Here is a 12,424-nt window from a genome sequence, read left to right on the forward strand (position 1 = left end):
GTGTCACCAGTGCACCTGGATACATGGCCGGCTCCGTGGTCCCGCAAGGAACCGGCCAGCATACCGAGGTCAAAACACGACATTTCTAAATGGCTAGAACACGACATTTCTAAAAAGCTACTACAGCTTTTCTGGTGATAATTGAGATTATGTCAATTAAATAACCAAGGAAGCGTTACCCCCATCCACTCCGAAAATCGACGCATGATCACCAGTTGTATTTTGCGCTGGCCACCACCGTGCGCTCGCTGCCGAATACGCAAACCGAATACGATTGGCAACCGCTGACGTAGCGCCGGTCGAACAGATTCGTCACGTTCAGCGCAAAACGCCAGTCGCGCGTGCCGTAGTGCAGCGCCGCATCGTACAGCGTATAGCTCGCGACCGTCAGCGAATTGTCCGGCGCACCGGCCGACGCGCTCTGGTAGCGCACGCCGCCGCCGAGGCCGAAGCCCGCGAGCGGCCCCGTGTGCCACGTCCAGTCGGCCCACAGCGACGCCATCTGGCGCGGCCGCGGGATGTCGACCGGCCAGTGGTTCAGCGATGCATCGTTCGCCTTCACGTTCTCCACGTCCTGGTAGGCGTACGACGCGATGACCGACAACGCGCGCGTCACCTGCCCGACCGCGCTCAGCTCGATGCCGCGCGAACGCACCTCGCCCGTCTGTACCGACGTCCTGCCAGTCGGATCGAGGCGTAGCGGCGCCGGCGTCACGACGTCGGTCTGGTTGATCTGGTAGATCGCCGCGCTCAGCATCAGGTTCTTGCCGGGCGGCTGCCAACGCAGGCCCGCCTCGATCTGCCTGCCGCGCGTCGGCCGCGGCAGCCCGCCGCCAACCATCCTGACGCCGATGACCGGATCAAACGATGTCGAATAGCCGATGTACGGCGCCAGTCCGAAGTCGCCCTGGTACGTGATGCCGGCGCGGCCCGAGAACGCACTGACGTCCTGTTTCGGCTGCGCGCCGGCAGGACGGTCATCCAGGCGCAGGTTCGCCCAGTCCTCGCGGCCGCCGAGCGTCAGCGTCCAGCGGTTCCATTTCACGCGCTCCTGCGCGTACATGCCGACCGTATCGATGGCGGTGTACGGGTCACTGTGGCCGAACGACGTCCGGCCGGAGAAAATTTCCGTCGTGACGGGCGTGTAGACCGGATGATAAAGGTCCAGATAAGGTGCCTGGGCGAGCCACTCGCTATCGGTCGACGTCTGCCGGTTGTACTGGAAGCCGAGCAGCAGCGTGTGCTCGAGCGGCCCCGTGCCGAAGCGCGCTTCGGCGTGGTTGTCGACGTCGAAGCGGCTGTAGTTCAGCTGGAACAGCCCCGCGACGCGCGTCATGGCTCGCGTGCTGCCCGGAGCAAGGCCCGCGCCGAAGACCGTCGCATCATCGAGCGACAGGTGCATCCAGCGCAGATTCTGCCGCAACGTCCAGACCGAATTCAGCTTGTGTTCAAACTGATAGCCGAGCGACCACTGCTTCTTGCGGTAGTGGTCGAAGCTCGGGTCGCCCATGTAGATGCCTGGCGACAACGGCCCGTTCGGGTTCGGCAGAACCGTGCCCCGCGCCGGAAGGAAGTTGTATGAGATGTCGCCCCAGTCCTGCAGGTAGGTCGCCGACACGGTGAGCGACGTATCCGCGTTCGGCCGCCAGCGGAACGACGGCGCAAGCGCCACGCGCTGGTCGGCCTTCGGGCCGGTCAGCGCATTGCCGTCGCGCGCGACCCCGACCAGGCGATACGCGTACTTGCCGTCGGCGTCGAGCGCATCGCCGAGGTCGAACATCGCCTGCTTGCGCGCATGGTTGCCGATCTGCACGCCGGCCTCCCTCACGCGCTCGCCGTCGGCATGCTTCGTCTGCACGTCGACGATCGCGCCCGGATCGCCTGCGCCATACAGTACCGACGCCGGCCCGCGCAGCACGGCGACGCTATCGACCATGTAAGGATCGACGCGCCAGCCCGCCAGGGCCGTCGTATTCGGCGCCTGCAGTCCGTCGATGAACAGCATGGGCGTAAAGCCGCGCAGCGCTGCATACCAGTCGGTGCGGTTGTTGGAGACGAACGACGAGAAGCCGGGCGTGTAGCGCAGCGCCTGATTGAGATCGGTCGCGCCGGTCATCTCGATCTGCTGCGCGGTGACGACGTTGACCGTCTGCGGAATCTCGGCGATCGGCGTATCGACCTTCATGCCGGTCATCGCGTGTCGAGCAACCAGGCCGGCCGGTTCCGCGTGCGCCGATCCTTGCACCGTGATGTTCGGCAGCGTGACGCCGCGCGGGTCGTCGGCCGGTATCGCTACGCCGTTTGCGCGTGTTCCGCTGGTCGGCGCCGTCGCTTGCGCGCAGGCATGACCGGCCGCAGCCTCGCAAAGTATCGCCATCGCAGCGACCATGGCCGCATGCAGCCCTGTACCCGCTTCCCGCCCCATCCGCTGTTGCTCCGCCATCCCGGCTGCCCCGTCAGCCGAGCCGTTTGTGTGTCAAGGCGCGACAGCCATCCGGCCGCCACCCGCTCCGCGTTCCGTCGATTCCGCACATTGCCGCGATGGTTCTTGCGCCACCGCATTATCGATGCGACCTTCGATGATATCGGCCGAGCGTGACACATTCTTGAGGGCAGCTTGTCGGGCGGCGCCTGCCGCCCATGCTGGCCGGCAGGAACGGGATGCGAAGGATGTCGGAACGTTCATGCAGGATCAGTGATCAGGCGACAGGCGCATCACGACTCGCGTGCCCGCTTGCCGGGCGACGCGATCCTGAACTCTTCCGGATTGCGTCCTTGCATCCATCGCGGCCGCTTGCCGCGGCCCGCCCACGTCGCGCCGCTCACCGGATCGACGTAGCGCGGTTCCACCTGCTTGCGGCGGGACATGCCGGTCGGTGCGAGGTTCGACAACCTCACCTCCACCACCCGCAAATCGATCTCGTACTCGCGAATCAGCTTGACGATTTGTTCCAAAACGTCCTCGCGGCGCGCCTCGCGCTGCGCCTCGATCTGGGCGTCCAGTTCGGCCCGCCGAGCGAGCAGTTCCGGCAACGGATCGCGTGACATCTGTTCTCCTTTCGCTCGACGCCCCAAAGGACTGGATCGGCATGGCAATCGACGCATGAACGAGCGTCGCGCTCTCAGCCGAATTGAAGACGTGATCGTGCCGACGGCAGCGCTTCGCCGCGTCGGCACGATACTTCCGTCGTAGGTGCACCGGCGAACGCCGGTCAGCGCGAGGCCGCGCAGGAATGCCCCTCGGCATTCCTGCCCTCGACACTTCCCGGGCCGACGAGCGTCGAACGTCATCGAGTCGGTTTCAACGCGGTCAACCGACGGATTCATCAAACGGACAAACCGGCGAGGATGGCACGCCCTCGCCGGTCCGTCATGCGGCCGACCTTACCACTGGTATCCGCCGCTCACGACCGCACCGTACGTCCCGCGCGTGTTGGACGACACGGCGGCCTTGTAGACCCAGCGGTTGCTGCCGGTGACATGCGATACCCCGATCGCCTGGCCGGATTGCCCGCGATACACGCTGCCGGCCACCGCCACCATGCTCATCCCGGGCTGGGTCGGCTGCGGCAAGCCCGCAACCGCCATCGCGGCGGCCACCCCGCCATCCGAATCCCGGCGAATCGAATCGATCCGGTTGTTCACGCCCTGGATCTGCCGGTCGGTGTAGCCGTTCGCCTGGCCCACGCCCTGCGCGATCGAGTCGTTCAGCTGCTGGACGTTGACGCCGTCGGTCGGCGCCGTGCCGGCCGCCATGTTCGTGAGCTGGCGTGCCTGCGTCGGGCTGCCGATGGACACCACGTTGCTGCGCCCCTCGTCCGTCGAGTTCGCGCCGAGCGCGACGGAGTTCGTTCCGCTTGCCGTCGACCCCGCGCCCACCGCGACGCTGCGGACGCCGGTCGCCGTGCCGGAGGGCGTCTGCAGCGAACTAGCCAGCGACGCCACCTGCTGATTCACGGTCGACAGGCCGGTCGACAGCGAGCCGATCTTCTGGTTGGCCGACGACAGGCCGGTCGCCAGCGTGTCCACCTGCTTGGCGACGGCATACAACTGGCTGCCATTGACGGCGTCCGTGCTGGCGGCGGAGATCTGGCCGGCGGCGACGTTCGTGATCTGCCGCTCGCTGCCGACCGCCCCGACGCTGACCACACCGACCGGATTCGTGCCGGCGAACGACGAGTACGTCGTATTGCCGACCGTCGCGCTCGACACGGGGTTCGCTGCCGACGTGGACGAACCCGCGCCCAGGGCGACCGAATTGGCGTCCGCGGCCGACGCATTGAGGCCGATCGCCACGGAGTTTTGTCCCGTCGCATTGACGTGCCCGCCCAGTGCGACCGAACCGACACCCGATGCCGTGGCGTTCTGCCCGTACGCGGCCGAACCGTCGCCCTGCGCAAACGCGGTATTGCCCATCGCGGTCGCTTCGCCGTCGAGCGCCTTGGCGCCGACCCCGATCGCAATCGGCGACGCGTTCGACGCCGTCGCGGTCGCCCCGCTGCCGATCGCGATCGCGACCGAACCGGTGGATCCGCCGTTGGCGACCGCATTGAAGCCTTGGGCAATCGCACCGGTGCCCGATGCCGAGCTGTTTCGGCCGATGGCGATCGTGGCGTCCCCGGTGGCCGCCGAATCCGTGCCGACCGCCACCGAATTGGTCCCCGACGCGATGGCCTGGAAGCCCATTGCGGTAGCGGCCGCGCCGGTCGCCTGACTGCCGCTGCCCAGCGCGGTCGCGAAATTCTGATTCGCCGTCGATTGCGCGCCCACCGCGGTCGCCCACGCGCCATTGGCCTTCGACGCACCGCCATACGCCACCGCACTGGCACCGATGGCCGAGGAATTGCTGCCGACCGAAGTCGCATTCCTGCCGTTTGCCGTGACCGTGTCGCCCACCGCCACCGCAGCGCCGCCGTTGGCGCTGACGTTGATGCCGAATGCCTCGTTCTGGCTCGTCCCGTCGGCACCGGCGATTGCCGGGTTGACGCCGCCCGTGTTGGCCGTCGGCGCCGATGCGGCGCCGCCGATCGTCGCGCTCGTCGCGCCGCTTTCGCCGCCGAATGCAAAATTGTCCGCATGCGCCTGTGCAATCGGCAACAGCATCAGCGCCGCCAGCACGGCCAGCGACGGCTTCGACCGGCGCGGCGATCGTCCGGCTTCATCTTCGCGCTGCACGCCGGCGTGAGTGCCCGCCGCCGCAACGACGGTGTCGATCCGACGATTCCGGGCGTGCCGATTATGCTTTTCGTTCATGACTTCCTTCCTCTTCTCGATTGTTCAATCACTGACTGACCGCGCTCTCAAAGGCGGCACGGAATCCGTTCGACGTTCGCCGGCTACGAGGCAGGCGCGCAGGGCGACTTGCCGGTGCGATGTCGAAACACATTGTCGTCAGCGTTAATCGCATACGCGTTTTCTGGACCGGCCAATTCTTTTTCCGGAGCGGAAATTTTTTTAGTGATCCAAAAGTAAATGCGTATTCAGCGTTGCAGCGATATCTCGACGCGCCGGTTGCTTGCCCGCCCTTCGGCTGTCGTGTTGGGCGCAACGGGGTCGGCCTTGCCGCGTCCGGTCGCTGTGAAGGAGTCGGCCTGAAGCCCATGCTCGCGCAGGTGGCCGGCGACAGCGTCCGCGCGTCGCTGCGAAAGCTGGAGATTCGACGCATCCGAGCCGATCGCATCCGTGTAGCCCATGACGGTTACGCGGGAGAAATGCTTGCCGCCCTGCTGGCCCAACAGCGAATCGAGCGTCGCTCGGGCCACCGGCGTCAGGGTTGCCGAACCCGATGCGAACAACGCATCGCCCGACAGGTTCACGTGTTCGGCTGGCGCAGGCTCCGCCGCCGCGGGTGCGGGCGTCGATGCGGGAGGCGCGCCGCATTGGAACACGAGCGTGCCGGGATCGGCGCCACCGCGGAACGGCCGGGTCGAGTCGACGGTTCTCACCGGTTCGTTGCCGCACATGCGCGCGGCAACCTTCATGCAGGTCGCCTGGCTGGAGAAGATGCCGTGACAGTCGACCTGAAACGTCCGCACGCCGTCCCTCGGCTGCAGTTCATAGGCGCTGAACGTCGGGCCCGACGCGCTGGAGCAGGCAGCAAGGCACAGCGCGGGCAGGATGAGTGCGAGATGGAGATTTTTCACTGTAGCGCTCCGGAATATCTGTGTGCAAAAGCGAAATCACGCGGTAACGCGGATGGATTCGCGCCTGTTTCTCGACGCGCAGCCGGGCATGCGCGCGGCATGCCCGGTTGCGCCGTTACTTCCACTGATACAGCATGCCGGCGCCCACGACGCGCTGGCTTCCGCTGAAGCCGCCGTTCAGCGTCGCCTTCAGGTTCTCGGAGATGCGGGCCTGCATGCCGACCGCCATCGCCTTCTGCCCGGCGAACGTCGCCGTGCCGACGCCCATCGCGAAGTTGGAGTCCCGATCCATGTGCGGGATCGACGCCATCGCGGCGGTCGCGGCGATGCCTTCGCGCGCCATCGAGTCCGTTTGCTGGATCTGCTGCTGCATCTGGCTGACCTGGTTGCCCAGGTTGTTCACCGACGTCGACAACGCGCTCGACACGGCATTCAGCTGGTTGACGTTGACCGCGTCGGTGCCTTCCGTACCCGCCGCGACATTCACGACTTGCCTCGTCGACGTGGCGGAGCCGACCGACAGCACGCCCGAGCGCCCGCCGTCGCTGCTGCCGGTGCCGAGCGCCACCGAGCCGGTGCCGCTCGACGTCGCGCCGACGCCGATCGCGGTCGAGCCATTGCCCGTCGCCTGCGAACTGTTGCCGACCGCCGTGCTGCTCGCGCCGGATGCCACCGCCCCCAGTCCGCCCGCGGACGCGTTCGAGCCGGTCGGCGCCGGCGCGCCGTTCCCGCCGGTCGGGCTGGACGTAAACGATCCGCCGGTGTTGCTGGTCCGCTGATCGATCAGCGTGGACAAGCGATTGGCGACCGCGTCGAGCTGCGACACGTTGACGGCATCGGATCCGATACGGCCCGCGGCCAACCCGGTGATCTGCCGGTTGCCGACGTTCACTTCGCCCGCGGACGATTGCGGCGAGCTCAACCCGTACGCGACATAGTTGTTCAGCGCGCCGATCGTCGTCAGCGAGCCCGCGCCGAGCGCCACGCTGTTCGCGAACGTGGCGCTCGCCCCGGAGCCGAGCGCGACCGCATCGACTGCGCCGCTCTTCGCGCCCGAGCCGAACGCAACACCGCCGGCATTCAGCGCGCTCGCATTCGCGCCCTGCGCGATCGACTGCGCGCCGGCTGCCGTCGCCCCGCTGCCGAACGCGAGCGCGTCAGCCTGTGCCGAGCTCGCGCGCTGGCCGATCGCCACCCCGCCGGGCGCGGTCGCATCGACGATCGCGCCGTTGCCGATGCCCACGCCGTTATCGCCGTTCACGACCGTCGTCGGGCCGACCGCCACCGATTCGGCGCCGACCGCGAGCGAATCGGCGCGCGTCGAGTTCGCATGGAAGTACATCTGCCCGGTGACGGCGAACGACGACAGCGCGCCCGCCAGTTGCCGGACCGTGACCGCGTCCTGCGACTGCGTGCCGTCGGCGACGTTGGTCAATTGGCGGTAGGTGTTCGTCGTCGCATCGCCGAGCGAAACGGCGCCGAGCAGGCTGCGGTCCGACGTATTGAACGGAATCGAATGACTCCCGTTCGCAATCGAGCCGACACCCGACAGGACGGCCCGGTCCGACACCGAGCCCGCGCCGAGCGCGATGCCGCCCGCGACCGACACGGTCGACTGCGTGCCGAGTGCGAGGCCGTTCGCCGCTTGCGCGTGGGCGCCGTTGCCCGCGGCCAGGCTGCTCATGCCGCTCGCGATGGCCTGCGGGCCGATCGCGACGCTGTCGGCGCCGAGCGCCTGGCTGTCGGCGGCGGTCGAATTCGCGCGGAAGTACTTGATGCCCCCGCCGTTCTGGATGGTATTGACAGCATTCGCGACGTTGGTCACGTTCTGGTTCGTCGCATACAGTTGCGAGCCGTTGACCGCGTCGGTGCTCGTCGGGCTCAATGCGCCGGCCGCGACGTTCGTGATCGTGTTCTGGCCGCTGCCGCCATGCGCGGCACTGAACGCGCCAGTGCCGCCGTTCGCCGCCGGATCCCACAACAGCGCGTCGTTCTGCACCTGGTTCAGTTGCGAGCTGACCGCCTGCAACTGGCTGACGTTCACCGCATCGGTCGGCGCCGCGCCGGCCGCCACGTTGGTGATGCGCCGCTCGGCGCCCGCCGAGCCCACCGACACTTCACCCACGGGCGCAGCGCCGGCCAGCGCGCCGGTGCCGGGGTTGTATGCCGCGAGACCGAGGTTCGCCGTGGTCGTCGCATTTGCGCCGAGCGCCACCGAGTTCGCGGTGGTCGCCTGCGCGTTGCCGCCGATCGCGACGCTGTCGGCCCCCGTCGCCTGGCTGTCCGCCGCCGTCGAATTGGCGTGGAAGTATTTGATGCCGCCGCCGTTGGTCATGTTCGCGATGGCCGTGGTATTCGCGGTGACCTGCTGGTTCGTGGCAAAGAGCTGGGAGCCGTTGACGGCATCGGTACTGCCGCCGTTCAACTGTCCGGCCGCGACGTTCTGGATCTGCCGCGATGCGCCGGAGGCGCCCACGCTCACCGCGCTCGCCGGATTCGCGCCCGCGAAGCTGTAGCTGGTGCCGCCGATCGTCGTACCGGGTGTCGGCACCACCGCCGTGGTCGTCGAATTCGCGCCCAACGCGACGTCGCCCGCATGGCCGGCGACGGCGTTCGGGCCGATCGCGACGCTGTCGGCGCCGAGCGCCTGGCTGTCGGGCGCCGTCGAATTCGCGTGGAAATACTTGACGCCCGCGGTCGTACCGCCGCCGCCGATCGCGTTCAAGACGTTCTGCACGGAGTTGTACGAATTTCCCGCATAGTTCAGGCTCGTCGTCACCGCGCCGGTCGAGCTGTCGTAGGTGCTGCCGCCGCCGAGACTCGATGCGACGCTGTTGCCCAGCGTATTGACGCCTGCGGCCACCGAGAACAGCTGCGAGCCGTTGATCGCGTCGGTGCTCGTCGACGCGATCACGCCGGCCGCGACGTTCTGCAGTTGCCGCTCCCGGCCGGCGGCGCCGATCGACACGACGCCGTTGGCCGCGCTCGCCGGGCCCGCCGCGGTGCCGCCGTACAGCGCCGTCGTGCCCGTGTTCGGGGCCGCTGCCGCGCTGCCGGCGCCGAGCGCGACGCTGTTCGCGAGCGTGGCGCTGGCACCGGCACCCAGCGCCAGCGCATTGATCGCGCTGCTTCGCGCGCCCGAGCCGAGCGCCACGCCGCCTGCGTTCAGCGCAACTGCATTCGCGCCTTGTGCGACCGACTGCGCGCCGGCCGCCGTCGCGCCGCTGCCGAGCGCGATCGCGTCGGCCTGCGCCGAGCTCGCACCCTGGCCGATCGCCACGCCGCCGGGCGCGGTCGAATCGACGATGGCGCCGTTGCCGATGCCCACGCCGTTGTCGCCGTTCACGACGGTCGTCGGGCCGACCGCCACCGACTCCGTGCCGACCGCGAGCGAATCCGTTTGCGTCGAATTCGCGTGGAAGTACTTCTGGCCCGTCACCGCAAACGACGCCAGCGCGCCGGCGAGCTGCCGCACGGTCACCGCGTCCTGCGCTTGCGTGCCGTCGGCCACGTTGGTCAGTTGCCGATAGGTATTGCCGCTCGAATCACCGAGCGAAACGGCGCCGAGCAAGGTCCGGTCCGACGTATTGAACGGAATCGCCCGGCTGCCGATCGTCACCGAGCCCGCGCCGGACAGCACGGCGCGATCCGATACCGAGCCCGAACCAAGCGCGACGCCCCCCGCCACCGACACGTTCGACTGCGTGCCGAGCGCCAGGCCGTTCGCCGCTTGTGCGTGGGCGCCGTTGCCCGCGGCCAGGCTGCCCGCGCCGCTTGCGACGGCTTGCGGGCCGATCGCGACGCTGTCGGCGCCGAGCGCCTGGCTGTCCGCGGCGGTGGAATTCGCGTGGAAGTACTTGATGCCTTGCGCATTGATGTTGTCGACGACCGAGCCAACGTTGTGGTTGATCGTGGTGGAGCCGTCTGCGTTGTACGTCGTGTAGGTCGGCGCGGAGATCGTGCCCGTCGACGTGTTGTAGGTGGCGCCGCCGCCGAGCGCCGTGGCGGTGCTGTTGCCCAGGTTGGTGACGGTGCCGGCGACCGTGACGATGCTCGTCGACAGCGAGCCGATGCCGGTGGAGGTTGACGTGGAGAGCGACGCGATCGCGCTGTTCGCGCTGCTGATGCCGGTCGAGGCAGACGTCGACAGCGAGGCGACCGAGCTGTTGGTCGCGCTCAGGCCGGTCGAAAGCGAACCGATGCCGGTGAAAGTCGACGTGGAAAGCGATGCAATCGCGCTGGTTGCCGACGAGAGACCGGTCGAGGCGGACGTCGACAGCGAGGCGACCGCCAGATTTGTCGCATTCAATTGCGAGCCGTTGATCGCATCGGTGCTCGACCCGCTGATTCGCCCCGCCGCCACATTGGTGATCTGACGCTCGCTGCCCGCAGCGCCAACGCTCACGACGCTGGTTGGGTTCGTCCCCTGAAAGCTGTACGTCGTGCCACCGATCGTCGCGCTCGCCGTGGGATTCGGCGCGGCCGTCACCGAGCCGGAACCCAGCGCGACGTCGCCCGCATTGCTGGCGAACGCGGAAGAGCCGAACGCGACCGCGCCGGCGGCGGCCGCCGTCGACGTATTGCCGAGCGCGAGCGAGCCCGTGCCCTGCGCGATGTTCGAATTACCGATCGCGACTGCGCCGTCGCCGTTCGCCGTGTTGTTCGAGCCGGCCGTGACCGCGCCGGTGCCGATCGCGGTGCTCGGGTCGCCGATCGCCACCGCGCCGTTGCCGCTGACCGTCTGGCCCTGGCCGAGCGCGACGGCGCCGGTACCCGCCAGCACCTTCGAGTTGTTGCCGCCGGCGATCGAGCCCGCGCCCGCAGCGGCAGCGACCGAGTTGGTGTCGCCGATCGCGACGGTGGATCCCGCAGCCGCAACGCTGTTGATGCCGATTGCGGTCGAATTGATGGCCGACGCCGTCGCACCGGCGCCCAATGCCGTCGCCGATATGCCGCTTCCGAGCGCAAGATTGCCGAGCGCGACCGCGAACTGCTGCGTCGCGGTCGCCTGCACGCCCATCGCGACCGAACTGACGCCCGACGCATTGGCGCTCAGGCCGAGCGCCATCGACTGGTTGGCACCGGCCGTCGTGTTCGAACCCAGCGCGATCGAACTCGTGCCGAGCGACTGCGTGCCCGATCCGGGCACGCCGGCCGTGCCGCCCCAGCCGATCGCGATCGACGTACCGCCCTTCGCACCGCTGTTGACGCCCATCGCAATGCCGGAACTGCCGCTCGCCAGCGCGCCGCTACCCACCGCAACGGCGGCCGCGCCCGAACTCGTCGACTGGTTGCCGATCGCGACCGTGCCCGTATCGGTGGCGTGCGACGCAAAACCGAACGCGACGCTTTGAGTCCCCACCGCGCTCGACCCGAGACCGAGCGCGACCGCATACTGGCCCGACGCCAGCGCATTGTTGCCGAGCCCGACGGCCGAAACGCCGGTCGCGGCTGCGCCACTGCCGATCGCCACCGCACCGCTTTGGGTCGCGCTCGACAGATTGCCGACGGCAACCGAATAGTTACCCGAACCGATCGCCTGCACGCCGAGCGCCGAGCTGCTGACGCCGGTCGCCTGCGAGTTGATGCCGACGGTCGTCGCACCGTCGGCCGTCGCATGCGCGCCCGGGCCAATCGCCGTGGCTGAAACGCCCGTCGCCGTCGACAGGTTGCCGAATGCGGTGGAATTCACCTGCGTTGCGGCCGAACCGTTACCGATCGCTATCGAACTGGCGCCGCCAGTTGCCGCCCCGCCACCCGCCGAGTACTGCGCATGCGCAGCAACATGGAACAAGCCGAGATACGCCGATGCCATCAGCACGGCCAGCCGCCGTAGCGACGGAGTGGCAGGCATTCCCGCGTGTGTCGACGGGCCCCCGATCGCGGTACGTTTCGCCGCGCTGCTCGACGACACAACGCGCTTGCCGCACGCACGGTCGAGCTCCGACGCCGCAACCCAAGCCCCCAATGCTTCGTTCCAGACGGTTTTGAATGACTTGTTCATCTTTTCTCCACTTGTTATCTACGTGCCTGATGACGCAATCGCCAACGCATCGGCGAGCGAAGACGTCCCGCTTGTCTCGTCCATCGTTCACCGCGGTCTTTTCCAAAAAATATTCGGATCACTAAATACAGAATTGAAAATCCTCTTTCCTTGCTCATGAAAAGTAGAGACGCACGAGCGCAAGCCACCGTCCCGATGCGGCGGGAATTTTCTGACTGGAAAGAAGGATCGTCGTCGACAGGGCGGGCGCGCCCGCCTGCCTGAACCGTCAGGCAGC

At 67.9% G+C, this 12,424-nt stretch carries 5 protein-coding genes; all 5 read right to left on the minus strand.

Features of this window, described 5'->3' with window-relative positions; translation table 11 throughout:
• Window positions 1–208: 208 nt before the first annotated feature.
• The gene (locus HWY45_RS18350) at window positions 209–2,425 is read right to left on the minus strand and encodes a TonB-dependent siderophore receptor (RefSeq protein WP_150998187.1); all 2,217 of its coding nucleotides are present in this window, start codon (window positions 2,423–2,425) and stop codon (window positions 209–211) included.
• Between the two features lie 290 nt (window positions 2,426–2,715).
• Complete coding sequence (locus tag HWY45_RS18355; RefSeq protein WP_059881859.1) at window positions 2,716–3,048, minus strand: H-NS histone family protein; 333 nt, start codon at window positions 3,046–3,048, stop codon at window positions 2,716–2,718.
• A 336-nt stretch (window positions 3,049–3,384) separates the two neighbouring features.
• Complete coding sequence (locus HWY45_RS18360) at window positions 3,385–5,253, minus strand: YadA family autotransporter adhesin (RefSeq protein ID WP_059881857.1); 1,869 nt, start codon at window positions 5,251–5,253, stop codon at window positions 3,385–3,387.
• Window positions 5,254–5,480: 227 nt separating this feature from the next.
• The gene (locus HWY45_RS18365; RefSeq protein ID WP_059881855.1) at window positions 5,481–6,143 is read right to left on the minus strand and encodes an OmpA family protein; all 663 of its coding nucleotides are present in this window, start codon (window positions 6,141–6,143) and stop codon (window positions 5,481–5,483) included.
• 115 nt (window positions 6,144–6,258) lie between these two features.
• The gene (locus HWY45_RS18370) at window positions 6,259–12,147 is read right to left on the minus strand and encodes an ESPR-type extended signal peptide-containing protein (RefSeq protein ID WP_081069762.1); all 5,889 of its coding nucleotides are present in this window, start codon (window positions 12,145–12,147) and stop codon (window positions 6,259–6,261) included.
• Window positions 12,148–12,424: the final 277 nt, after the last annotated feature.

It is taken from the genome of Burkholderia stagnalis (assembly GCF_902830275.1).
Lineage (GTDB): Bacteria > Pseudomonadota > Gammaproteobacteria > Burkholderiales > Burkholderiaceae > Burkholderia > Burkholderia stagnalis.

Bases quoted from the DNA above. Each gene is read 5' to 3' on its own strand.
- HWY45_RS18355 (WP_059881859.1), bottom strand. From the start codon at position 3,048: ATGTCACGCGATCCGTTGCCGGAACTGCTCGCTCGGCGGGCCGAACTG.
- HWY45_RS18360 (WP_059881857.1), bottom strand. From the start codon at position 5,253: ATGAACGAAAAGCATAATCGGCACGCCCGGAATCGTCGGATCGACACC.
- HWY45_RS18370 (WP_081069762.1), bottom strand. From the start codon at position 12,147: ATGAACAAGTCATTCAAAACCGTCTGGAACGAAGCATTGGGGGCTTGG.
- HWY45_RS18350 (WP_150998187.1), bottom strand. From the start codon at position 2,425: ATGGGGCGGGAAGCGGGTACAGGGCTGCATGCGGCCATGGTCGCTGCG.